Here is a 24,269-nt window from a genome sequence, read left to right on the forward strand (position 1 = left end):
ACGACCCGACCAGCGCCGGGCAGGTGGGTGACCAGCTCAGCGCCGCGCAGGTCGACGAGCTGCTGGATGACGGCAACCTGCGCGAGCTGATGACGGCCTTCTACAACGCCGCCTACTTCCACCACGCCTCGCCCGATCCGACCCTGAAGACCGTCGTCCAGGAGCTGTTCGCCGACGCGGACTGGGACCGGGCCGCGCAGCTCGGGCTGGACGTGCCGGCCCTGCAACGCCAGCACAAGCAGCTCGACACGCTCTCCGGTGCGCTGATCGGCGGGCTGGCCAAGCTGGCCGGCCGGGGGCACACCTTCGGCGAGGGCGACCCGTTCGCCCTCGGCCGGGTGGCCGGGCAGTCGGAGAAACCGCTGACCGACCTGATCGCGCTCGGCGGCAGCCAGGCCAACCGGATCGCCCGCCACGGCGACCAGGCCAACCGTGGCGGGCCCGGCAAATTCACCCCCACCCACCTGGCTTCGCTCGGCGCGCCGCTGAGCGACCGGGAGAAGAGGTATCTCTCCGGCCGGGGACGTCGGCCCTTCACCGCCGTCGAGACGGACGGCACCGGGACGGTCCACGCCGAGCCCGACGCCTCGTGGACCGCCGAGGGTTCGCTGGGCGTCGAGATGCCCCTGCCCTGGATCGGCGGCCGGGCCGGCGTCGTGCTGGACACCGGTTCCCGGCTCGCCTCGGTCTGGTACCGCCGGACCCACCACGAGGCGGGCCTGCCGGTGACGGCCGGCATCTCCGGCACCACGGCCCGGCTCATGATGGCGTTCGAGTGGCTGAACGTGCCGGGGGTCAGCCGCGAGGACTTCCTGCTGGCCGTCATCGCGTGGATGCTCACCTTCCAGGACCACTCGCTGTACGAGATCCTGCGCGGCGCCGAGATCGTGGGCAGCGGCCCCCCGGTGTCCACCATGGCCGCCGACGAGGTGTACGAGGCGCTCGCCGCCCTCGGCGTTCCGGCCCCCGTCCTGCGCCAGGTCGGCGATCCGCAGCACCGGCTGCCGGCGGCCGCGCCCGAGGGGCTGCCTCCGGCGGTCGACCTGGCCGACACGGCGCTCCTGGAGCAGTTGCTGCCGCACGAGGCCGCCTACTTCGCCAAGGCCCGGGCCGCGCACACCGCGCACGGCTACGCCGCGGTGACGTCCGACGAGTTGGACGGGTCCCTGGAGGTGGCCGACGAGTTGGCCAACGCCGCCTACGACGTGGCGACGGCCAAGCAGCTCACCCAGGAGTGGCTCAACTTCAACTCCGTGGACCCGAAGGCCCTGGCCAACCGGCTCACCCGGGCCCACCTGCTCGCCCTGCAGGTGTGGACCGGCTCCAACCACAGCCTGCTCAACGCGGTCGCCCCCGCCGGCCCGTTCACCGACCTCGCCGCCGAGCTGCTGCTGGAGCACAAGATCCGGGAGGCCGTCGACCTGCTCATCGACCTCGTCCCGGCCGAGATCCCGACCATCCTCGCCAACGACCCGGTCCTGCGTGGCCTGCACGACGACATGGCCACCGACCCCGACCGGACGCCGGAGCGGATCGCCGCCGCGCGGGAGCAGGCGCAGGACCGGGGCCGGGAGATCCGGGACGCCGTCGAGGCCGAGCTACGGGCGCACTTCGACATGGTCGTCGACGCGCTGCGGCAGCTCCCCCCGGCCGACAAGGGCGTCGTGTGGCGCGCGGACTGGGCGGCCGGCGGCCTGACCAACCCGCTGGGGAAGATGTTCTCGGCCTACGGCGGGGACGACCTCACCCTCTCCGGCCTGAACAGCGCCAGCCGGGACGAGCGCGTCGCCCGGGGGATCCTGGCCAAGTACACCAACAGCGCCACCAGCCACCGGGTGCTGATCGGGATCGAGCTGGCCGGTCACGCCGGCCGGGACATCACCCCCTTCTCGGCGAAACCCACCGAGCAGGAGGTGCTCTTCCTTCCGGGCGCCCGCTTCGTCGTCACGTCCCGCGAGATCGACGAGACCGCCGGCATCGAGAAGATCATGGTGAGGGAGGTGGAGCCCGAGGGGGTCGCCCGGGAGACGCTCGTCGCCGAGGCCAAGCGGTCCGTCGCGGAGGTGTCGGGGCTCGGCGTCGCCGTCCGGAGTCTCGCCGAGACCGTTCCCGCCCTGGCCGAGCAGGTGCGGGCGCTGAAGCCGGGGTTGACCGCGGCCATCGCGAGGTTCCGTGACCTGCTCGACAGGTCCACGGCCCCGTCCGACGCCGACGGGTCGGTGCGGGAGCGGCGGAGCAGGGTGCTGGCGGCGCAGCGGACGACCGCCGACTACCAGCACACGATCGCGAGGGCCTGGGTCGCCGTGCGGGACCTGGAGGACCGGGCGCAGGACCCGGGCAACGCCCGCGCGATCGTGACGGAGGCCGAGCGGATCTGGGCCGACCTGTACCAGGCCGGCGAGGACGCCCACGACATCCTCGAGGCCATGGAGCACGAGGCCCTGGCCGCCAACCGGGCCCTCGGCCAGGCGCAGCACGTCCTCTTCACCGACTTCCCCGCCACCGAGTCGGGGCCGCGCACCATCGACGAGGCCGGGCAGGCCGTGGACACCATCGAGGACGGCGTCACGCAGCTCGCCGCGGCCGAGCAGGAGTCCGCCCGGCTCACCCACGGCCTGCCGGCCGACGACGACGACGGACTGCTGAGCCGGTCGGCGGCGCTGGCCCGCAACCGGGACGCCGCCACCCGGGCGATGCTGGAGGCCGAGGCGGCGCACGCCCACCTGCCGACGCAGATCCGTGGCCTGGCCGACGACCTCCGGCGGGTCGAAACGGCGGTCGCCAACGCGGAGTGGGAGATCGGCAGCGCCGACTCGGCCCTCGACGCGGTCCGGTCCCTGGCGGAGCAGATCGACGACCGGTACGGCCAGTCGCAGGAGCTGGCCCGGTTGATCGACGAACTCCTCGACGACCTCGACGTGCTCGTGTTCGACGCCGCCAACACCTTCGGGCCGGCCGCCTCGCCGCTGGAGGGCGAGCTGACCATCGGCTGGGTCACCGACCCGGTCGTCGACGAGCAGGTCCCCGCCGGACGGGTCCTGGTCACCGCAGCCGACGGGGCGAACCTGGACGCCGCGCGGGCCTTCCCGGCCGACCCCGACCGGTACGTGATCTTCGCGCACGGCACGCCGCACGAGCTCGACCTCGGCGGGGGGCGGGGCCGCAGCCCGGCGGACGTGGCCCGGCTGATCAGGGACGACCCCGGGTGGCAGGGCCGGCCGATCCTGCTGATGTCGTGTCGCACCGCCGCCGACGCCGACACCGGCTTCGCCGCCGCGCTGGCCCGCCTGCTCGACGTGCCGGTGACCGCCCCGACCGGCACCGCCTGGAGCACCCCGGACGGTTCGGCGCTCGTCGCCGGCACCGTCCTCGACGCCGAGGGGCGGCCCCGGCCGGCGCAGCCGGGCCCCGACGACGGGTGGCGCACCTTCACCCCCACGGCCGACGACCTCCTCGCCGTCGACGACCTGGGACCCCGCCTCGCCGGGTCGGCTCCGCCCCACACCACCGCCTCCGCGCCGCCGCCGCACCCGGTCGCCTGGAGTCCCGACAGCCGCCCCTACGGCGCCCGGCCCATCCTCGACACCGCCGAGTACCGGGAACACGCCACCCGGTTCGAACGCGACCTCGGCGCCCACCTCTACCAGCTCCCCCACGTCCAGCACGCCGCGAAGGCCACCGTCGAACGGCTGCGTGAGGTCCTGGAGGCGTACGCCAACGACGGGCGTCCCGACGGCGTGCGCCGCTCGTTCGTCAAGGACGACCCGACCAGCGCCGGCCAGGTGGGCGACCACCTCACCGACGCGGAGGTCCGTGCGCTGCTGCGCGACGGCAACCTGCGTGAACTCATGACCGCCTTCTACAACGCGGCCTACTACAACGACGCCGGCCCCGAGGCCACCCTCAAGAAGGTCGTCCAGAGCATCGTCGCGGACCAGGACTGGACCCGGGCCGACGCGTTGGGCCTCGACAGCGCCGCGCTGCGGAAGCTGCGCCGGCAGTTGACCGGCTGGAACCGCACCGTCATGCAGGGCATCGCCGGCATCGTCGGCAAGGGCTACAACTACGCCTTCGACCCCTTCGCCCTCGGGAACATCACCGCCCTGTCGAAGAAGCCGGCCGCCGACACCACCGCCATCACCGCCAGCCAGGCGGGCCGCTCCAACCGGCTCGGCACGGCCGACTTCGCCAAGAACCTCGGCGTGCCCGGCAAGCTCACCCCACGGCAGCTCGCCGCCCTCGGCGCCGCGCTCAGCGACCGGGAACGCCGCTACCTCACCGGCCCCGGGCGCAGGGCCTTCACCGTCACCACCGCCGACGGCACCGAGCAGCGCCATGCCCAGCCGGAGAGCAGCTGGACGGACGAGGGCGCCCTCGGGGTCGAGCTGCCCCTGCCCTGGGTCGGCGGACGCGCCTGGTTCGACAACGACACCACCTCGCTGTGGTACCGCCACACCCACACCAAGACCGGCCTGCCGGTCGTCGCCGGCATCTCCGGCACCACCGCCCGGCTGCTCGCCGCCTTCGCCTGGCTCAAGGTCCCGGGCGTCGCGCCGGAGCATTTCCTGCTGGCCATCGCCGCCTGGATGCTCACCTCCGAGGACCACTCGCTGTACGAGATCCTCCGCGGCGCCGAGATCGTCGACGTCGGGCCCGTCGTGTCGGAGGCGACGAGCGCCGAGGACGTCTACCACGCGCTCGCCACGCTCGGCCTGCCGGTCACGACCCTGCGTGGCCTCGCCGACACCGGCATGCTCCCGCACGAGGCCGCCTACCAGGCCAAGGCGGAGGCACACGGCTTCAAGAGCATCACACCGGGCGACCTGGCGCGCGCCGGCAGGAGGCGGTACGAGCTGTGGCAGGCGGTGGGCCAGCCGCACCTGGCGTCGACGGCCATGCTCGACTGGATCGCCACCAACGGGATGGACACCCGGGCGCTGACCCGGCAGCTCACCCCGGCGCACTTCACCGCGCTCCAGGCGTACACGGGCAGCAACCACAGCCTGCTCAACGCCGTCGCGCCCGCCCCCGTCGTGGGCACCGTCGCGTCGGGCCTGCTCCTCGAACGTGCGGTGCGAAGGAGCGTCGACCGCCTCGTCGAGATGGTCCTCGGCGCTGCGCCCCAGGAGATCCCCTCGGCGGTCAGCACGGACCCGGCGGTCGTCGAGCTGCTCGGGCAGTTCCAGGCCGACCCCGACAAGCACGACAAGGCCGACTCCTACCGGCAGAAGCTGCGCGACCGGGCGAGCGCCCTGGCGGCCGAGCTCGAGGCGGAGATGCGGGCGCACTTCGACATGGCCATCGAGGCCATCCAACTGCTCCCGCCCGCGACGGGCATGACGGTCTGGCGCAGTGACTGGGCCGCCGGGAAGCTGGGCGACCCGGTGTCGGGGAAACTCGGCCAGTACGGCGGCGCCCAGATCACTTTCGGCACGCTCAGCAGCGCGAGCCGGCGGAGCAGGGTCGCGGAGGAGTTCCTGGCGGGCTACACCGCCGACGGCACCACCCATCCGGTGCTGCTGGAGCTGCGGCTGGACGGCCATTCGGGACGGGACATCACACCGCTGTCGGCCAAGCCCGGCGAACAGGAGGTGCTCTTCCTGCCCGGCGCCCGCTTCGAGGTGGTCAGCCGCACGACCAACGACCGCTACGAACACATCGTCGTCGAGGAGGTCACGCCGGCCGCCATCGCCCTGCACACCTTCGACACCACCGCCGAGCACGCACTGTTCGAGCTGACGGGCATCGGCCGCAGCATCGAACGGACCGTCGACGCGGTCACCGACCTGACCGACGCGGCGACCCGGACGGCGGCGCAGGTCGACCAGGCCGCCGCCGACGTCGGCCCGCCGCACCGGCGGGTGGCCGACCTCGCCCGGCAGGCCCTGACCACCCTCGGCGAGGCGAAGGCACTCGACGAGCAGGCCGGACGGGACCGGCAGGCCGCGCTGACCGTTGGCGAGCGGGCCCTCGCGGAGATCGCGCCCCTGGTCACCGACCGGCCGACGCCGGCGGCGCAGCGGGCCAGGCAACGGCGGGACGCGTTGACCCAGGCGCTGCGGGGCGCGATCGCCGCCCGGTCCGCCGCCCAGCAGGCCCTGCAAGGCGCCCTGCACGCCACCCAGCAGCTCGACCTGCTCGACCGGGCGACCCGCCAGGCGGCCGACGTCGCGTCGCGGGCCGCCGCCTACACCGACGGCGTCGCCCGGCACGCCCGGCAGGCGGAGACGACGGCACAGGCCAGCGCCACCACGATCGCCACCGCCATCGCCGCCGCCTCCGATCTGGCGAAGCAGGCCGCCGACGGGACGGCAGCCGACCCGAGGACCACCGCGCTGCTGCTGGCCCGGCACCGGGACTCGGCCGGCAACGCGGCGGCGGACGCCGAGTCGGCCCGGTCCACCACGGAGGCCGGGATGGCCGACGCCCCCCGCGCCCTCGCCGACGCCACCCGGGCCCTCGCCGAGGCGACGTCCCACGCCGGCACGGCCGAGCGGTACCTCGGTCGGCTCGACGCCGAACGTCGACACGTCGAGCACCACACGAGCGAGGTCGCGCGCCTGAACGCACTCGTCGTGCAGGCCGCGGCGGACGCGGTCGACGCGGCCGAGATCGCCGGCATCGAGGACATGGCCGCCCTCGACGTCGCCCTCACCGACCTGAGCGCCGAGGTCACGGCCGCGTCGGCCGAGGCGGGCCGGCTCACCGGGGAGTCGCGGTCGCACCGCCGCACGGCGGATCTCGACCGGGCGGCGACGGCCGGGATCGCCGCCGCCGAGGCCGCCGACGGGCAGGCGCGCACGGCGTACGACGACGCCCGCGCGGCCGTCGAGCTGGCGGCAGCGAAGGTCACCGAGCTCGCCGCCAAGGTGCCCGCCGCCAGGCTCCAGCCGGCGAGGGACGCCCAGTCGGCCGCGCAGGACGCCCTCAGCCGGGCCGAGGAGGCGCTGGCCACCGCCGCCGGGTCGCTCGACGGGGCCCGGGAGACGGCCGAGCGCCTGCACGCGTACGCCGCGTCGGTCCACCCGGCCGTCGCGCAGCTCGACCGGGCCGCGAAGGACGTCAGCGAGGCGACCGCCGAGGTCGCCAGGGCGCAGGCCGCGGCCCGGGACGGCGCGGCCCGGATCGCCGCCGCCGAACCCCACTCGGCCGCCGCCCGCCTGGCCGCCCGCGAGGCATGGGCGGCGTACGCCGCGGCGAAGTCGGCCCACGGCCGGGCCCGGGCCGCGCTCACCGCTGCCGCCGACGGCCTCGCGCGGGCGGACGCGGCGGCGGGGAGCCCCGAGCAGTGGTCGGCCGCCCTCGACACGGCCCTGCCTGAGGTCACCCGGCAGCAGCGCAGCGCGACCCTGCTCGCCGGGGAGACGACCGAATTGGCGACCAAGGTGACCACGGCCGCGCAGCAGGCGGCCCGGGAGCCCGTGCCGTGGGCGCGGGGGGACGCGCCCGGCGACGTGGTCGACCTGTCCGTGCCCGCCGGACGGGTGCTGGTGCCGGGGTCGGACCGGGCCAACCTCGACGCTGCCCGCGCCTTCGCGCCCGACCCCGACCGGTACGTCGTCTTCGCCCACGGCACGCCCGAGCACCTCGTCGTCGGCGACCGCCGGATCACGCCCGCGCAACTCGCGCGGATGATCCAGGACGACCCCGCCTGGGGTGGCCGGCCGGTCGTCCTGATGGCGTGCGACACGGCCGCGTCGCCGGCCGGGGCGGCACCGTCGGCGAGCTTCGCCGAAATGCTGGCGGGCCTGCTGCCGGGGACGCCCGTCACCGCGCCGAACGGCACGGCGTGGCTGGCCGGGGACGGTCAGGCGTTCGTGGCGGGCACCGACTACGACGCCGACGGACGTCCCCGGCCGGCCCCCAGCACGGAGGCCGACCAGTGGCGGACCCTGACGGTGGATCCGGACACCGGTCAGGTCGACTCCCGTCCCGACGGGGCACGCCTGGGCGGGGCGGCGCACCCGGCGGTGGCCGGGCCGGTCAGCTGGGCGCCGTCACCGCCGCCGCCGTCCTGGGAGCAGCAGGCGTGGCAGGCCTTCCAGGACCTGCAGGAGGCCCGGGGCTCGGAGCGGCAGGCGGAGCGGGAGCAGCAGCTCCAGGCCCTCGCCGGCACCCCGGAGCAGCAACAGAAGCTGCTGCTCATGGTGAGCGACCACGTGATCGAGACGACGAAGCGGCACCTCTACCGTGGCTCGGCGAACCAGGTCGACCACGTGGCCCGCACCGGCGGGCTGACCCACGAGTATCTCGGCAAGGTCCGCAGCGGCGACTACTTCACCCCGGACCAGGATCCGGCCGTGCGCCTGGCCCAGCAGGGCGTGGTCGCCACGCACCTGCACACCGGCAACTGCGGCGAGAACGCCGCGCTGGCGTTCTCGCTGCTCTGGCAGCTGCTGCCCGGGGTCCGGCTGACCCAGATCAACCACAGCCTCGACCACGCGTTCGTGGTCATCGGCGACCCCGACAGCGCCGACGCGGTGATCTGCGACCCCTGGCCGGTCCAGGCCACCGCGACGACCCGCCGCGACTACTTCATGTCCAACTACGACGGTCAGGACAACTTCACGGCGGTCTCCGACGGCACGGACCTGCTGGCCCGCGCCGCGTCCACCGTCGACCTGGAGGCCCTGGGCGCGGTCATGGACATGGAACGGCCCAGCGTCGGACTCGACGAACTCACCAGCCAGTTCGGCGACACCCTTCCGCGGGGCCTGTACCGGCACCTGCACACCACCGCCAACCCGCCCCCGCCCGTGGCGGCGGCCACCGGGCCCGGCGACGGCGACACCGGGGGCGGCGGCCGGGCCGATGCGGAGTCGGAGTCCGACGGCGGGGCCGACGCCATGGACACCGAGGACCTCGACGACGCCGCCTCGGACGACGACGCGACGACCGACGATGCCATGGACGACGCGATGGACGAGGCCCCGGACCCGGCCGACTCGGACGACGACGAGGGGGCCGACGCCGGCGACGACATGGAGCTGGACGACGGCGACGGCGACGGCGACGGGATGGACGTGGACGCGCCCGCCGCCGTCCGGTTCGCCCAGCCGCCGACCGCCGCCGGTCCGGGCCCGATCGTGTCCACACCCGTGCCCGCCGGCCTCGTCTGGCTGCCGGCCGCCGACACCGCCAACCTGGACCTCGCCGCCAGCCACCCGCACACCTCGGGCCGGTACCTCGTCTTCGCCCACGGCACCCCCACCCACCTCGCCGCCGCCGACGCCACGCTGACCGCCGCCGAGCTCGCCGCCCTCGTCCGCGCCGACCCGGCCTGGCGTCCCGGGCAGGCCGTCACCCTCGTCAGCTGCGACACCGCCGCCCGACCCGACGGGTTCGCCACCCAGCTCGCCCACCACCTCGGCGTGCCCGTCACCGCGCCCACCCACGCCGCCTGGACCACGCCCGACCACCACACCTTCACGGCACCCACCGTCTACACCGCGGACGGCCGCCCCCGACCCGGTGCCGCCGGCACCGCCGTCTGGCACCACATCACCCCCGGCGCCGGGGCCACCACCAGCGTCGGACCCCACCTCGACCAGCCGACGACGGCGCCCGGCCCGGTGGCGGTGCCGTGGGGCCCGGCCACGGCACCGGTGGCCCCGCGACCGGTGCCGGCCGGGCTGCTGCTCGCCGACCCGGACGACACCGCCGCCCTCGACGCCGCGCGACGCTTCCCCGCCCGCGACGGCACGTTCGTCGTCTTCGCCGACGGCGACGCCGGCGGGATCGTCGTCGGCGACACGCCGCTGTCACCCACGCAGCTCGCGGACGCGATCCGCGCGGACCCACGCTGGACGGGGCGGCCGGTGCTGCTCCTCGCCGGGCGCACGGCGGCCGGGTCGGGCTTCGCCGAGCAGCTCGCCCGGCTGCTGCCCGGCACACCCGTCACCGCCCCGGAGGGTACGGCGTGGACCACGTCGGACGGCCGGGCGTTCGTCGCGCCCACCCGGCGCGACGGCGGCCGGGGCCGACCGGCGGAGCCCACCACCGCCGACCGGTGGAGGACGTTCACCGTGGACCCGGCGACGGGCCTGACGAGTGAGGAGTTCCTCGCCGCCGCGCTGCTCCCGGCGCGCCCCGACGCCGTGCCGGCCGGCGGGGAGGACCCGGTCTCCTGGGACGTGTCGGCGGCCGGACCGGGCACGCCGGACCCCACCGGCGACACCGACCTGGGCATCGGCGACACCGAGAACATCGTGCTCACGGACAGCTCGGGGAAGGTGGTCGCCGTCGTCTTCCCCGTTCAGCCCCGCGACCGCGAGCACATGCCCGAGAGCGTGCTGGGGATCGATCAGGACGGCGATCTGGGGTCCTACACGCAGACCACCAGCCTCCAACCGGACAGCGAGGAGCAGGAGCTGCCGATGCCCTTCGGCGGCCGTCGGGCGTTCGACGGACGGGAACCGGTGTACGTCTACACCCAGGGAAACCCGACGAGGTTCGCGGTGGCGTTGCGCGGCGGCGGCACCAGACTGCTCACGGGCGGGGACTTCGCCGCCCTCGTCCGGCAGACCGGCGCGTTGCGGCGGGCGCGTTCCGGGGCGCTGGCGCCGATCCTGTTCCTGACGCCCTCCAGCGCCCGCTACCCGGGCCCGGGCGGTGCCGCGCACGACTTCTTCCGGCAGGTGCAGGAGTGGGGACATCTCGGCGAGGCGTACGGGCCGACCCAGCGGCTGGTGCCGTCCATCTTCGAGAAGAACAAGATCACTGTCTCCGACATGGGGATGTTCGTGCAGATCCCCCAGTCGCCGGGCGACCTCACACCGGCGCCGCCGACGGCACCGGCCGTGCCCCTGGCCGTCACCGCGCCGACCGCCGCGGACCAGCCGACCAGGCGGGGACAGCCCCTGACCATCGACGACGTCGAACACGTCGTCGTGCGCAAGGCGGACCGGGTCGTCGGCATCGTCTTCCCGATCAAGGGCAGCACCAGGATCTGGTACGAGTTCCAGGATGTCGCCGAGGACGACCCGCTGGACCACTACGCCCAGACCAGTGACGGCGACCCCGACAGTTTCCAGCAGGAGCTGCCAACCCCGTTCGGCGGTCGCGCGGGGCTCGGCCAGCGGCAACTGTTCTACATCAGCGCCCACGCCGAACCGGCGAGCTTCCTCGTCCGGCTGGCGGCCAGCGGCGCGCACCGCAAGCTCAGGGGCAACGAGCTGGCGTTCCTGGTGTGGCAGTCCGGCGCCCTCCTCCAGGCGCCCTCCGGCAGGCAGGCGCCGCTGCTGTTCGTGTCGTGCAGCGGCGCCCGCTATCCCGGGCCGGGTGGCGCGGTGTACGAGTTCGTGCGCAGCGTCCAGGCGTGGGGACACGACGGCGAGGCGTACGGCGGCACGCAGACCACGTGGGTGTCGCTCACCGACAAGCACAAGATCACCGTGTCCGACATGGGGACGCTCGTGGCGTTCCCCGGCTCCGGCCGGCCGGCCGGGGGGCCGCCGCCCTGACGCGGCCGCCCGGCCGAGGCGGCCCGCCCGGCCGGGGCGCGGTGCGGTCGGGCAGTCCACCGCGCTGCCGGGGCAACGATGCGCGGGCACGGCTCGCGGGACGCCGCGCCGCCGTAGGTTGGGGCGCAACGACAGGACGGGAGGCGGGCGATGACCGAACCGACGACGCTCGGGCGTTACCACGAACTGCTGCTCAGACTGGCCGGACGGGTGTCGGACGTGGTCGTCACGGGGGCCCGGCAACGGCTGTCCGAGGGGCGCGTCGAGGACGTGGCCCGGGCGCTGCGCGCCGCGGTCGGGTCGGGCCGGCTGACCGTCGACGCCGCCGAGGCGGCGCTGCTGGCCGCCGCCCTGCCGGACGTCGACGATCCCGCCCCGCGCAACGCCGGGCGGGCGGCTGCCCTGCCGGCGTACGCCTTCGCGCCGCTGCTGCCCGGGGATTCCGCCACGATGGTGCCGGTGGTGCTGGACCTCACGTCGACCGTGGCCGCCGACGGTGGCCCGGACGCGGCAGCCGTCGCCGTGGCGGCCGCCGCGCCGGGGGCCGTCGGCCTGTGGCGGGCGTGGCGGGCGCCCAACGCCACGAACCCGGGCCGGCCGGCGCCGGTCTACCTGCTGGAGACCACGGCCGATCCCGAGGGGCAGCCCGGCATCGCCGCCGCCGTGCAGGGCGCGCTGTGGTCCGCCGGGGTCGAACACCCGCAGGTCGAGGTGTACGGTCCGGCGACCGCGCTGCCGCCGTACCAACGGCTCGCGCGCGGCCGTTCCGCGCTGCTGTGGGCCGCGCGGCCCGCCGGCCCGGTCACGATCGCCCGGGTCTTCGACCGGGTCGACCCGGTCGCCGGGCCACGCTTCGACCCCGGCCACGAGGTGCTGCCGGCCGGCCCGGAGCGGGACCGCGTCCTGTCCTACCTGCGCGCCGGGCACGTGCTGATGGCGACGACCGCCGGCGCACCCGACGTCGTCGAGCCGCGGCGCGGCGACGTGGTGCCGATGAGCTACCGCACCGACGGGGCCTGGATCTGGACCGACACCGTGGCGTACTACCTGGAGTGTCACGGCCTGAGCCCCGACGTCGAGCTGATGGCGCACCTACGGTCGGCCGGTGACCGTCCCGTCGTCGACTCGGTGGCCGCGCACCGCGCGATGGTGGCGCTGACCGCTCCCGTCGAGCAGCCGCCCGCCTGGACCGTCGCCGCGGCTCCGGCCCGGTGAGGCCCGGTGCCCCCGACCCGAGAGGCCGCCGAGATGCAGCCTGAGCTGCCGCACGACGCCGCGCACTACTTCCTCCTGATGGACCCGGCCTGGGAGCCGGAGCCGGGCGAGGAGGTGCCGCCGCTGGAGGTGGTCGTCGGCGGATGGCCGGTGACCGACGACGGCGACATCGGGGCGTTCCGGGCGAACCCCGGTTACGTGCCGAGCGACGAGAACGCCCCGACGGATCCGCTGGACGCCGTGCTGCGGCTCGTCATGTCCCACCGGGCCGACGCGGAACAGTTGCAGCTCGTCCTCCGCGACTCGGCCCTCGACATCGGCATGGACGGCGACGGGCGGCCCCTGGTCGCCCGGTCCCCCGACGGCGTGCCCTGCGTGGTGGTGGCGACCGGGCCCGCGCACCGGGCCCGCAGCGCGCCGCCGGCGTGGCGGCGCGGGGACCTCGACGACCTGGTGACCCTGCTGGTCGACGGCGTCGACGTGCTGGTCAACCCGGGTGGCCCGGCCGCCACCCGGCTGACCGGCGAGTTCGTCCGCGAGACGGTGCTGATGACCGACGCGGAGGTGAGCGCCGCTGCCGGGCGCTGCCTGCGCGCCGACGACCGCGTCGCCGTCGTCCGGTGGGACACTCCCCCGGCCGACGGCGACGCGGCCCGCCCCGGCGACGGCGCTCAGCCGGCCGCGCCGACGCCCGCCGGGGCCTCCGACGACGGCTCCACGCCCGAGCGGCACTCGGGTGAGCTGGTGCCCGACCGGAACCCGATCCCCGCGTACCGTTCGTAGTCGGCGACCGTGCGCGCCGGGCCGCACCCCCACGGGCCCGGCGTCGCGTTGCGCAGCATCGTCACGACCCGGCGGCGGCTCGCCCGGTCCCGCGCCCACCAGGGCTTGCCCGCCCCGGGCTCGGTGTGGTCGGTCCAGTGCTTCGCGTCCTCCTGCCGCAGGTAGTAGTGCCAGGCCAGCAGGTCCGGCAGGTGGAACAGGTCGTAACCCCAGGTGTACGCGCGAACGGTCAGGCTGATCTCCTCGCCCATGAAGTAGACCCGCGGGTCGTACGGGACCTCGGTGACGAACGACCCGGGCGCGAAGAGGAAGTGCGCCGAGACGAACCGCGCCCGGGGTGGGCCCGCGAGCTGCTGCCAGCCGTCGATGGCCCGCTGGCCGAACAGCGGGATGCCGTCGTCGGTGAAGCTCTCGCACACCATCACGGTCGGCTCGCCCGTGCCGTCGCAGTCGGTGCCCGGCTCGTAGGCCGGCAGGTACGACGTGACGATCGGCTTCGCCGCGCCGGTGGCCGCCGCGTGCCGCAGCACCCTGCTGTCCCAGCCCGGCGCGAACCGGGTGTGACTGTCGATCTGGAGGAAGTGGTCCTCGCCGTCGTAGAGCCGCATGACCTCGGCGCGGGCCCAGCAGGCACCCCGGCTCTCGGCCGCGTCGAACTCCACGATCCTGATCCGCGCGTCGCCGCGCAGCGCGGAGATGTCCTCTCCGTCGGCGTGCTGCCAGTTGACCCCGATGCGGAGGCTCTCGGGCCGGTCGGCCTTGGCCAGGCAGTCCTGGACCGTGGCGACGAGCTCCGGGTCGCGGTACGAGGCCACGGACACGAAGATCGTCCTGTTGGTGGCCGGTTCGGTCATTCCTGCTCCCTGGTTGGTCTGGCTTCCCGGTCAGGCCGTGCGCGCCGGGGCGAGGTCGTGCCGGAACGGGACCGGGTGGTCGCGGCCGTGGCCGCGCGCCGCCGACGCCGGGGCGGCCTCGGCCCGGGCCGGGGGACGCCCGCCCGCCGCCAGCACCCGGCGGTACGCGGCGCGCAGGGCCGGACCGGGCTCGACGCCGAGTTCCTCCCGCAGGGTGCGCCGCAGCCGCCGGAACACCACGAGGGCGTCGGCGTGCCGGCCGGCCCGGTGCAGCGCCCGGACCAGCAACTCGTGGACGGGTTCGTGCAGGCAGTTGGCGCGGGCCAGGCCCGCCAGCTCGGCCACCAGCCCGTCGTCGCGGCCACGGTCGAGCAGCAGCCGGGCCCACTGCTCGGCGGCGGCCAGCCGCAGCTCGGTCAACCGCTCCCGCTCCCACTCCAGGTGCGGCGCGCGGAGCCCGGCGTAGGGGTCGCCGTGCCACAACCGCAGCGCGTCGCCCAGCCGCCCGATGGCGCCCTCGGCGTCCCCGGCGGCCACCTTCGCCGCCGCCTCGGCCCGCCAGCGCTCGAAGACCGCCGCGTCCAGCGCGTCGCCGGGCAGCCGCAGCACGTAGCCGTGCGGCGTGGAGGTGAGCAGGTCGCCGGCCGGGGGGCGGGCCGGGTCCGGCTGGAGCCGGCGGCGCAGCCCGCAGACGTACGTGTAGACGCTGCCGACCGCCGTGGCCGGCGGGGAGGCGCCCCACACCGCCTCGACCAGCTCGTCCCGGCCGACCGCCCGGCCGGCGCGGGCGGCGAGCACCGCGAACACGGCCCGCTGCCGCGCCGGGCCGAGGTCGATCTCACTGCCCTCTACCCAGGCGCGGAGCCGGCCCAGGACCGACACCCGCAGGCGCGCCGCGGCCGCTCCGCCGACGGCGACCCGTTCCATCTGTTCTGTCCCCACCATTGCTGACCGCCTTTGCGCAGCTTCGACGAACCGTCTTCCCGGCCACCGCCGGGTGGACGCCGGAAAACATAGGTCAGCGGTTTACGGCGACGATGGGTCCAAGTGCCCACCGCGGTCGTTGTGGGGGGCCCAATTCTCGGGCCCCGCCGTCGTTTCGCAATGGCGGCACCGGATCGCCGGACGACAGTTTCCGGCGGGAACGCGCTGTTCGCATCCATGCTGGACACCGGGCGGAAACACCGCGTCAATCTGCTCCGGCTCAACTTGCTCCGCTTCCGCCGCGGCCGGTATCGTGCCCGAATCATGGGGACGGGGGACGATGTGGGCGGGAAGGATTCGTCCACAGAGGACGCCGCCGGGTCCGACCGGCACATTCTCCCCCGGGGCGAGGCCCAGCGTCGCGTCCAGCTCGGCGCGCTCCTCGTCGGCGTCGCCGTGGCGACGATCGCCCTGCCGTCCCTGATCATGGGGCCCGGCGGCGACGACGACCCGCCGGCGACGAGCCCGCCGCCGATGGCGGTGTCGGCTCCGGCGAGCACGCCCGTCGGCCCACCGGCCTCGTCCGGCTCGCCGACCCCGGTGCCGTCGTCGGCTGCCGCGTCGCCGAGGTCCGGCGCGGCCACGCCCTCCGGCGGCTCCGCGTCGCGTCCCGCTTCCGGGTCGACCGCGTCGGGCACGACGCCTCGGTGCGCCGCCGAACCCGAGGGCAACGACGTCACCCTCACCGCGGCGGTCTCCTGCGGCGTCTACAACGCCGGTTTCGGCAACGGCTGGCGGGCAACCGGCGACGGGCTGAAGCTCCTGCCCGGCTGGAAGGTCCCGGACACCGGCGAGGTCGGCCTGCGGGTGGAGCGCACCCGGCCGGGGCTGCCGCAGACCGAGATGGCGCTGATCGCGGCCCGACCCGTCCGCATCGACGGTGACGACGAGCTGCGGTTCCGGGTGTGGGGCGGCCGGGACTACGGCACCGTCCTGCGGGTCTCCGTCTCCCCCGCCGGGCGCGGCATGGTCACCGTCAGCGCAGGCGCGGACCGGTGGACCAACTACTCGGTCCGGCTGGGTCAGCTGACCGGCGCCGCCTCGCTGACCCGCATCGACCTGGTGGTGGCCGCCGACGAGGTCCCACAAGTCAACCGGTTCTACCTCGATGACATCGCCATCGTCGGCTGACCGGATCCACCCGGCCACCCAGGTCGAGCGGCTGGCGGCGGTGGCGGCGCTGTGCCGCGCCGTCCTGCTCGGGCGGGCGATCGTCACGGTCACCGCCTCGGCCGCCGGCCTGCTCATCGTCGAGCGCCCGGACCGGCTGCTGATGGTGATCGGCCTCGTCGTGCTGTCGACCGCCGTCGAGGTGACCGTGCTCTCCCGGCACCCCCACTGCGTGCGGTTCGTCGGCTCCGCCCTCACCCTCGACGCGCTGCTGCTCGGTGCGGTGCTCGCCCTCCAGGCCGGCGGCGCGGCGTTCTTCCTGTTCGCCGCCGGCGGCGCCGCCCTGGCCGGGGTGCTGCTGGGCACCCGCGCCTGGCCGTTGTGGGCGGTGGACGCGCTCCTCGGGTTCATCGCCGCGGCGCGGATCCTGCGCGCCGACGACGTGCCGTCGGAGGTGTCCGCGTTCGTGGTGGCGTTCCCGATGGCGACCGTCGTGACGGGGATCGTCGCCGCGTGGGTGACGCAGGCGACCGTGCGGCACGTGGACATGCTGGTCGACATCATCGGGGTCGCGCAGCGGTCGGCGGCGGCCTCCGAGCGGGCTCGGCTGGCCCGGGAGCTGCACGACTCGGTGGCGAAGACGTTGCGGGGGGTCTCCTTCGCCGCCCTGGCCCTGCCGGCGTCGCTGCGCAGCGGCCCGGAGCTGGCCGAACAGCTCGCCAACGTCGTCGCGGCCGGTGCCGACGCCGCCGCCGGCGAGGCGCGCGACCTGATCGAGGGGCTCCGCCTCGACGACGCCGACCAGGACTTCGCCGCCAGCCTCGACCGGATCTGCCGGGAGTGGTCGGCGGCCACGGGGACGCCGGTGCGGCTGACCGCCGAGGACGTCGACCCGACGGCGGCCGTACGCTACGAACTGAGCCGGATCCTGCGGGAGGCGCTGCACAACGTCGAGCGGCACGCCGAGGCCGGCCGGGTGACGGTCGGCCTCGCGCACACCGGCACGGTGCTCCGGCTGACCATCGAGGACGACGGGAAGGGCTTCGACGTGCCGGCCGACCTCACCGAGCTGCGCGCCAGGGGCCACTACGGCCTGCTGGGGATCGCGGAGCGCGCCCGCACGGTCGGCGGCACGGCCACGGTGCGCTCCAGCCCGGGGCGCGGCCTGACGGTCGAGGTCGGCGTACCGCGACCCGCGCCGGTCGCCGCGCACCGACCGGCATGATCGACCTCGTCGTCGTGGACGACAACCCGATCGTCCGGGCGGCCGTGCGGGGCTTCCTCGCCGCGGCGTCCGACGTGCGGATCGTCGGCGAGGCGTCGGACGGCCGGGAGGCGCTGCGGCTGGTGACCAGCCTGCGCCCGCACGTGACGCTGCTCGACTACCGCATGCCGGTCGCCGACGGGCTTTCGGTCGTCGGCGACCTGAGCGCGCACACCAGGATCCTGGCGTTGACCAGTGACACCGACCCCGGGACCGTCTCCGGGATGCTGCGCGGCGGGGCCGGCGGCTATCTGGTCTGGGGCCAGTTCCGGCCGGACGACCTGCTCGACGCCGTCCGGGAGGTCGCCGCCGGGGGAAGCTGGCTGTCGCCCACCGCGGCCTCCGTCGCGGTCACCGCGCTGCGCCGGCACGAGCCCCCGCCGGACGACGCCCGGGACCGCGACCTGGCCCGGCAGTCGGCGCTGCGCAGGTATGGACTGTCCCGGCGCGAACAGGAGGTGCTCGACCTGCTGGGCACCGGCATCACCAACGCCGCCATCGGCCGCCGGCTGGGGCTCACCGAGAAGACCGTGAAGAACCACCTCAACCACGTCTTCGCGAAGCTCGGCGTCCAGAACCGCACCGAGGCCGTCCTGCTCTGGCTGAACCACGACCACTGATCCACCCCGTCGCTCCCGCCGGTCTGATTCTGCACCGCCCCGAGGCCCGCGCTCGTCCAGCCTGGCGCTCGCGTGCAGTCATGTTGCGCGCTCGTACCTCCCCGCCGCCGGGGCGCAGACCCGGCCGGGCCCCCGCTTGTACGGTCCGGTTGCCGCATGGCCCGCAGCGGGCGAGCCGCGCGGGTCGTGCGCCCGTCACCCGACCTCGACGGAAGGTGGAACGCCGTGGTATCCCTGCTCCGAGGCCGCTTCCGTGGTGACCGGGACCCCGGAGGCATCGTCCGGCACACCGTGGGCAACGCCGTGGTGCTGCACGCCGAGGGCGTGATCAGCCCGGAGGCCCAGTCGCTGGCGCTCTCCGTGGCCGAGGACCACGAGAACGACGTGGTGGTGCTGGACCTCGCCGACGGGATGCCGATCACGTCGTGGGAGTCGATGGCCGGGGCGCTGCCCCGCCGCCGCCGGGGCATCCGCCTGATGACCTGCGGTCGCCAGCACGGGCCGGCGGCGATGGCCGGGCAGTGGCTGTCCGAGCGGCTCAACCGCACGGTCGTCGCCCCCGACGGCACCCTCGTCCGGGGGGCGGCCGGATCGCTGTTCGTCCACTCCGCCTCCGACAGCGGCTGGATCCGGTTCCGGCCCGGCCGGGCACCGGAATGGGACTCGAAGCGCTATCCGGCGCCGTCCTGGGACGCCGCCGCCGTGCGGCGTCGCGCGTCCAGCTCGACGGGGGAGATCGAGCCGCTGCCGGGCGGCGTGTGGATCCACGACACCGGCGAGCCGGAGCTGATCGAGCGGCACCGCGACCGGCTGGTGAGCGGCGTGCCGTGCCACCACGAGACGATGACCGTGCTCCTCGGCTGCCCCGGCACCGCGCCGTTGTCGCTCGACGACGTCATGCGGTTCTGGCGCGATCTCGACGCGGACAGCCGCACCCGGGCCCGCTTCGTCCAGTACGGCACCGTCGACCTGCCCGACGGCGAGGCCCTCGGCCAGCGGCTCGCCGACCTCTTCCAGTCCACGGTGGTCTGCTACACCGGGGTGCCGATCGGCACCCCGGACCGGACCGAGTTCCGCACCGTACGCGCCGACGCGTCGCTGGGCTGGCCCGTCTTCGCCAGCGAACTCGGATACGCGCCCCGCTCGCGCCCCCGGTCGGCGGCCCGGTGTCCCGTGGTGCTCAGCCACCGTGGCCCGCTGCGCTGGAGCGACGAGGTGGAGCCGCGCGTCTACTGGTACGCCGCGGACGCCGTGATCGAGGTCGTGCAGGCCGGGCTGTGGATCCGGCCGCCGCAGGTGCCCCCGAACGCCGAGCGGGTCCGCGCCGCGTTCGTCGACCCGGAGCACAGCACCCTGTTCTTCGACGACTCGGTCGAGGAGACCGCCGCCCGGATGCGGGAGCTCGCCGCGGACGTGCTGGCCCGGCTCGACGAGCGCACGGCGGCGGGCAACGTGCTGCTGCCCGCGTCGGCCCTGGCCCCGGAGCCACGGCCCGCCGGACCGGCGCTCGGCGCGCTGAGCCCCGACGGGGATCGGCCGCCGGTCGTGGCGGTCCCGGCCGTCCCGGCGTCACCGGCCGTCGGGGTCCTGCCGCCCGCCCCCACCATCGGGACCGCCGCTGCCGTCGTGGGTGCCGTCGCCGAGGTCCTCGCCGCCGAGGTCGTCGCCGCGATCGAGCCGGTCACGGCCGTCGAGCCGGAGCCGACCGCAGCAGTGCCGATCGCCGCCCTGCCGGAGCCGATCGCGCTGGCGGTCGGGCTGGCGCCGGTGTCGCCCGGACCGGCGTCCGCCCCGCCGCCCCCCACGCCGCGCCCGCACGACACCGCCTCCGACGCGACCGGCACCGCCCCCACGCCGCGCCCGCCCGCGCCCGCACCGGCCCCGGTCCGCCGGCAACCCGTCCCCGCTCCGGCGGCGGCGGCGCTGCTGGTCGAGGGACGACCACTGACCGACGAGCGGGCCTGGCTGCGGCGGACGCTGAGCCGCGAGTTCGACCAGCTCGCCAGCTCGGTGGCCCGGTTGCTGTCCGAGCATCCGGGGATGCAGCGCAGCGCCGGGCACGCCGTCGACGAGGTCCTGGCCGACTGGGTGGCCGTCCGCCTCTACCTGTCCCGGCGCGGCGCGGCCATCGACGCGGGCCTGCGCAGCGGGGAGCCCGGACCGCACGTGCCCTTCGCCCGCTGCGCGGTTGCCGGCCTGTCCCGGCTGCCGTCGCACCGGGGCGCCACCGTCTACACGACCACGGCCTCCGACGCCCAGTGGGCGCTCTACCGCCGGGGCGGGCTGGTCACCGAGTGGGGCTTCGTCAACGCCCTCACCGCGCCGTGCGCCGGTCAGGACGGCGACGTGGACGTGCTGCTGTGGTCGATGACCGCGCGCCGGACCGCCCTGCTCGAACCCGGCGGCGAGGAACGCGCCGACGACCGCGTGCTGTTCGTGCCCGGCACCAGCTTCAAGATCCTTGAGGTACGCCGCCCTGAGGGCGGCCGGCGCGGTCACGTCATGATGCGGGAGCTCGGCGCCAACGAGATCGACCCCGACGGGCGGGTCGACCCCCACCGGCTGTCCCTGGACGAGCTGGCCCTGACCACGCTGCGGCGCGGGGTGGACCGGTGGGCCGGGGCCGAACCCGCCACGCGGGTGGGCCCCGGGGCGGCGGGCCGATTCGCCGCGCTGCCCGGCCTCGTCGGCGGTGCGGCGCGATGAGCGGCGAGGTGCTGGTGGTCGGCGGCGGCCGCCCGAACGCGTACCCGAGCATCGGCTCCGCGCTGTCGCGGGCCCGCCCGGGCACGACCATCGCGGTGCACGCCGGGCGCTACAGCGAGAGGCTCGTTGTCGGCAACAGCGTCACGATCGTCGCCGAGGACGGCGTCGGCACCGTCGAGGTGCACGTCGAGGAGGGCAGCGTCCTGGTCGGCAACGGCACGGGGGCGCAACTGCGCGGCATCGTGCTCTCCAGCGCGGACGACCGGCTCGCCGCCGTGGACGTGCACTCCGGGCAGGTCGCGCTGGACAACTGCACCGTCCGGGGTGCTGCGTGGGTGGCGCTGCTGGCCCGGCACGAGGGCTCCATCGCGCTGCACGGCTGCACGGTCGGCAGCACGGGTGGCGCCGGCATCGTGGTCACCTCGGAGCGGCTCAGCACGGTCGAGGACACGGTGGTCACCGACGTCAGCTCGTCCGGCATCGTGGTCGCCGAGAAGGGCGTGCTCACCCTGCGGCGCAGCGCCGTGCGCAGCCCCGGCGACAACGGCATCTGCGTCAACGGCGACGCCCGCTGCGTCATCGAGGAGTGCGAGATCACCGGTGCGGGCAAGCCCGCGCTGGTGGTGGAGCAGCGCGGGCACGCCCGGGTCACCGGGCTCACCGTGCGCGACAGCCGCAACGTCGACCTCTACGTCCGCGGCGAGGTGGACGTGACGGTCACGGGCTCCGAGTTCGCCGGCGCGCAGGTGCAGGCGGCGCACGTGGCCGACGGCGCCACGCCGCACTTCCACGACTGCCTCTTCCGCTCGGCGGGCGGGGCCGCCGTGCACGTCACCGGCGGCGCCCGCCCCCGCTTCACCGACTGCACGGTCGCCGACTCCCCGGTCGGCGTCCAGGCCGACGGCGGGAGCCGGCCACGGTTCGACGGCCTGACCGTGCACGGCACCGGCGAACACGTCGCCAGGGTCGTCGGCGGCGCCGACGTCGAGCTGGGGCGGCTGCGCGCGGACTGGTTCGCCGGCGCCGGCCTGCTGGTCGACGGCGCGACGGTCGAGGGCACGGACCTGCGGGTGGACGGCGGCGCGGGGGTCGCCGTCGAGGTCCGCGGCGGGGGCGTCGCGACGGTGTGCGACGCGCGGCTCTCCGGCGGCGGCGAGCACGCCGTCACGGTTGGCGGCGGGTCCACCCTGGGGCTCGAATCGGCCCGGCTGCGGGGCGCCGGACTGCTCGCCGTGGACGCGGCGACCGTCACCGTACGCGACTGCGAGATCGTGGCGGCATCGGGCACCGCGCTGACCGCCGGGGACGGGGTGGTCCTCACGGCCACTCGTACCCGGATCCGCGACGCCGGCGGCACCGGCGTGCTGCTGGGCCCCGGCAGCAGCGGCAGCCTCACCGAGTGCGAGGTGCTGGACAGCGCCGGCGACGGGGTCGGCGTCGACACCGGCCTGCCGGTCGAGCTGACCCGTTGCACGGTGCGGGGCAGCGCCGGGGAGGACCTGCGCCGCGGCGCGGACGCCCGGGTGGCGCTGCGGGACACGGAGGACCCCGCTCGCGCGCCGGGCCACTCCCCCCGCCCGCCCGACGCGTCCCCGGCCGACGACGGGCCGCCGACCCCACCGCCCGGCGCGGAGTCGCCGGCCGGGGCGCTGGGCGAACTCGCCGGCCTGATCGGGCTCAGGGGCGTCAAGCAGGAGGTCAGCGCCCTGGTCAACCTCATCCGGATGGCGCAGGCGCGGCAGCGGATGGGCCTGCCGATGCCGCCGATGAGCCGGCACCTCGTCTTCGCCGGCCCGCCGGGCACCGGCAAGACCACGGTGGCCCGGCTCTACGGCTCGGTCCTGGCCGAACTCGGCGTCCTGACCAAGGGACACCTGGTCGAGGCGGCCCGGGCGGACCTGGTCGGGCAGTACATCGGATCGACTGCGATCAAGACCACCGAGCTGGTCACCAGGGCGCTGGGTGGGGTCCTGTTCGTCGACGAGGCGTACACGCTCTCCGCCGGCTCGGGCGGGTCCGGGCCGGACTTCGGCCAGGAGGCCATCGACGCGCTGATGAAGATGATGGAGGACCACCGCGACGAGCTGGTCGTGATCGTGGCCGGCTACTCGGAGCTGATGGGGCGGTTCCTCGACTCCAACCCCGGCCTGGCTTCCCGGTTCACCCGGACCGTCGAGTTCCCGAACTACTCGGTCGACGAGCTGGTCACGATCACGTCGAACCTGTGCGCCAAGCACTACTACGAGCTGACCGACGACGCCCACGACGCCGTGACCCGCTACTTCGAGCGGGTGCCGAAGGGGCCGACGTTCGGCAACGGCCGGGTCGCCCGCAAGCTGTTCGAGGCGATGATCAACAATCAGGCGTCCCGGCTGGCGGCCCTGCCGCCGGGCCGGGACGTCGCCCTGAACCGCCTGACCGCTGCCGACCTGGGGCCGGAGCTGGCCCTGCTCGACGAGCTGCCGACGCCGGCCGACGCCGCGCCCGACGCGGCGACCGACCCGGCCGGCGCGGTCGACGCGACCCACGGCTGGCGGCGGATGGGCGAGCTGGTCGGCGGCGAGGCCGTGCGCGAGGCCGCGGCGGCGACCCTGGTGGAGCTCTGCCGGCTACGCGGCCGTCACCGGTCGATCGGCAGGGCCGGCAACGTCGTCATCACCGGCCGGCGGGGCGACGGCCGCACCGAGTACGCCCGGCACTACGCCGCGGCGCTGTCCGAGCTGGGCCTGGTGTCGACCGGCCAGTTGGTCCGGGTGTCGGTGGCCGGCGAGCTCGCGCCGCAGTGGCCCGGCCAGGCCCGCCACCTGGTCCGGGCGGCGGTCCGCGACGCGCGGGGCGGGGTGCTCGTCGTCGAGCACGCCCGCGCCGAGGCCGCCGCCGAGGTGCTGGAGGCGTTGGTCGACGAGATGCGCGACAACCCGGCCGACCCGCTGGTGGTCCTGATCGGCGAGGAGCCGGCAACCGACGGGGTGCCGGGGCTGGCGGACGCCTTCGGCCGGCACTGGCGGGTGCCGCCGCACTCGGCCGCCGAGCTGGGCGAGATCGCCGTACGGCAGCTGCTGCGCCGGGGACACGAGGTGCCCGACGACGTCCGCGCGGCGATCGCGGACCTGGCCGCGCGGCTGGCCGAGCCCACCGTACGCGGCGCGCACCTGCTCGCCGCCGGCCTGGCCCGCACCGCCGCGTCGCGTACCCTCGCCGTGGCCGACCTGGTCGGCGTGAGCTGGAGCCCGCAGCCGACGGGCGGCCTGGCCGCGGTCGGCTGAGGGCG

9 protein-coding genes and 1 pseudogene are annotated in these 24,269 nt (G+C 75.6%); 8 read left to right on the top strand and 2 right to left on the bottom strand.

What is annotated here, in order from left to right; genetic code table 11:
- Positions 1-23: 23 nt before the first annotated feature.
- From LPA42_RS27010 to LPA42_RS27020, 3 genes and pseudogenes are all read left to right on the top strand, one after another.
- The gene (locus LPA42_RS27010; RefSeq protein WP_228986940.1) at positions 24-11,462 is read left to right on the top strand and encodes a hypothetical protein; all 11,439 of its coding nucleotides are present in this window, start codon (positions 24-26) and stop codon (positions 11,460-11,462) included.
- Positions 11,463-11,612: 150 nt separating this feature from the next.
- Positions 11,613-12,677, top strand: coding sequence for a hypothetical protein (locus LPA42_RS27015; RefSeq protein WP_077937376.1), 1,065 nt, complete (start codon positions 11,613-11,615; stop codon positions 12,675-12,677).
- Between the two features lie 33 nt (positions 12,678-12,710).
- A pseudogene (locus LPA42_RS27020) lies at positions 12,711-13,217 on the top strand (type VII secretion system-associated protein); the annotation flags it as partial.
- A gap of 131 nt (positions 13,218-13,348) precedes the next feature.
- On the opposite strand, the gene LPA42_RS27025 reads toward LPA42_RS27020, so the two are convergent.
- Both LPA42_RS27025 and LPA42_RS27030 read right to left on the bottom strand, forming a co-directional pair.
- Positions 13,349-14,314, bottom strand: a complete 966-nt coding sequence (locus LPA42_RS27025; protein WP_077937375.1) for a GlcNAc-transferase family protein — start codon at positions 14,312-14,314, stop codon at positions 13,349-13,351.
- Positions 14,315-14,344: 30 nt separating this feature from the next.
- Positions 14,345-15,259, bottom strand: coding sequence for a BTAD domain-containing putative transcriptional regulator (locus LPA42_RS27030; RefSeq protein WP_228986941.1), 915 nt, complete (start codon positions 15,257-15,259; stop codon positions 14,345-14,347).
- A gap of 303 nt (positions 15,260-15,562) precedes the next feature.
- Here LPA42_RS27030 and LPA42_RS27035 point away from each other — a divergent pair, with 303 nt between their 5' ends.
- The 5 genes from LPA42_RS27035 to LPA42_RS27055 all read left to right on the top strand — a co-directional run bounded on the left by LPA42_RS27035 (position 15,563) and on the right by LPA42_RS27055 (position 24,264).
- Positions 15,563-16,429 (top strand): hypothetical protein, encoded by an 867-nt coding sequence (locus tag LPA42_RS27035; protein ID WP_144082614.1) that lies wholly within the window; start codon positions 15,563-15,565, stop codon positions 16,427-16,429.
- Entirely contained in the window at positions 16,407-17,633 is a 1,227-nt protein-coding gene (locus LPA42_RS27040; RefSeq protein WP_077937372.1) for a sensor histidine kinase, read from the top strand. Before LPA42_RS27035 ends, LPA42_RS27040 begins: the two co-directional genes overlap by 23 nt.
- Positions 17,630-18,292: a response regulator transcription factor gene (locus LPA42_RS27045; protein ID WP_077937371.1), complete on the top strand. Its 663-nt coding sequence runs from the start codon at positions 17,630-17,632 to the stop codon at positions 18,290-18,292. The genes LPA42_RS27040 and LPA42_RS27045 overlap by 4 nt, the downstream gene beginning before the upstream one ends.
- Positions 18,293-18,517: 225 nt before the next feature.
- On the top strand, positions 18,518-20,998 hold the full coding sequence (locus LPA42_RS27050) for a hypothetical protein (protein WP_228986942.1): 2,481 nt from the start codon (positions 18,518-18,520) through the stop codon (positions 20,996-20,998).
- A complete protein-coding gene (locus LPA42_RS27055) occupies positions 20,995-24,264 on the top strand; it encodes a right-handed parallel beta-helix repeat-containing protein (protein ID WP_077937366.1) in 3,270 nt (1,089 codons plus the stop codon). Before LPA42_RS27050 ends, LPA42_RS27055 begins: the two co-directional genes overlap by 4 nt.
- The last annotated feature ends 5 nt before the right edge of the window (positions 24,265-24,269 follow it).

It is taken from the genome of Micromonospora sp. DH13, assembly GCF_020873825.1.
GTDB classification, from domain to species: domain Bacteria; phylum Actinomycetota; class Actinomycetes; order Mycobacteriales; family Micromonosporaceae; genus Micromonospora; species Micromonospora haikouensis.

Coding starts and splice junctions, on each gene's coding strand:
- LPA42_RS27015 (WP_077937376.1), top strand. CDS start 11,613: ATGACCGAACCGACGACGCTCGGGCGTTACCACGAACTGCTGCTCAGA.
- LPA42_RS27025 (WP_077937375.1), bottom strand. CDS start 14,314: ATGACCGAACCGGCCACCAACAGGACGATCTTCGTGTCCGTGGCCTCG.
- LPA42_RS27030 (WP_228986941.1), bottom strand. CDS start 15,259: ATGGTGGGGACAGAACAGATGGAACGGGTCGCCGTCGGCGGAGCGGCC.
- LPA42_RS27035 (WP_144082614.1), top strand. CDS start 15,563: ATGGGGACGGGGGACGATGTGGGCGGGAAGGATTCGTCCACAGAGGAC.
- LPA42_RS27040 (WP_077937372.1), top strand. CDS start 16,407: ATGACATCGCCATCGTCGGCTGACCGGATCCACCCGGCCACCCAGGTC.
- LPA42_RS27045 (WP_077937371.1), top strand. CDS start 17,630: ATGATCGACCTCGTCGTCGTGGACGACAACCCGATCGTCCGGGCGGCC.
- LPA42_RS27055 (WP_077937366.1), top strand. CDS start 20,995: ATGAGCGGCGAGGTGCTGGTGGTCGGCGGCGGCCGCCCGAACGCGTAC.